This window comes from Vibrio sp. 811 (assembly GCF_033339195.1).
This window is the reverse complement of sequence record NZ_JAWOUB010000420.1, coordinates 1-692: the sequence shown is the minus strand read 5'-3', so window position 1 is coordinate 692 and position 692 is coordinate 1. Positions and strand designations below refer to the sequence as shown.

The 692-nt window shown below is 48.1% G+C and carries 1 protein-coding gene; it reads left to right on the top strand.

The window, feature by feature from the left end; translation table 11 throughout:
* A partial coding sequence (locus R7Q46_RS27250) for a hypothetical protein (protein ID WP_318078281.1) occupies window positions 1-692 on the top strand: 692 nt, incomplete at both ends.

Genomic DNA, 692 nt, shown 5'->3' with positions numbered 1-692 from the left:
GATGACGGCGACCAACCGTGGCTCTGGCGATGCAGAGAGCGTGAACTTGTTGGATGAAATCGACAAATTGATTGGTAGCAACGGTAATGCGTTGTTCACGACATGGAAAGCGACTATTACAGAGCTGAAATCTGGCGTTGTGGTCTCTGTGGAGTCGGATAACAACGTCAATTCCAACCATACCTTGAAAGCGTACCAAGGCAATGAGTTTGAAATCGTCGTGACAGGTGAGATTAATCAAGGCATTGATGACAACTTTACCAACGTCTTCACGGCGGCAGCATCGACGGGCGAAACGGCATCTGCGAATGTCACGATCAAAGTGAAAAAGCAGGCTTACAACGAAGGCATGCTGAAAGTCACTAAAGTGGCAAGCAAATCGGAAGCCAGTGTCGGTGAAGTCGTTGAATATGAAGTGGTGATCACCAACGAAAACGACAACCCATTCTCAGGTGTGCGTCTAGTCGACCGTTATCCTGGTGGCTTTGCTTATATTCCTGATTCTACCGAGATGGTAAATAGCGGCCCTGATGGCGTATTTGATACCTCAGACGATATTCAAATCACGGTCGAGCCGACCAAGACAAACCAGCTGTTCTTCGATGTTGGTGACAGGAATATCTATGGTAAAGGCGATTCTCAAACTGCGGATGCTGTGCGCATTCGTTACCTAATGCGCGTCAGTGTCGGTG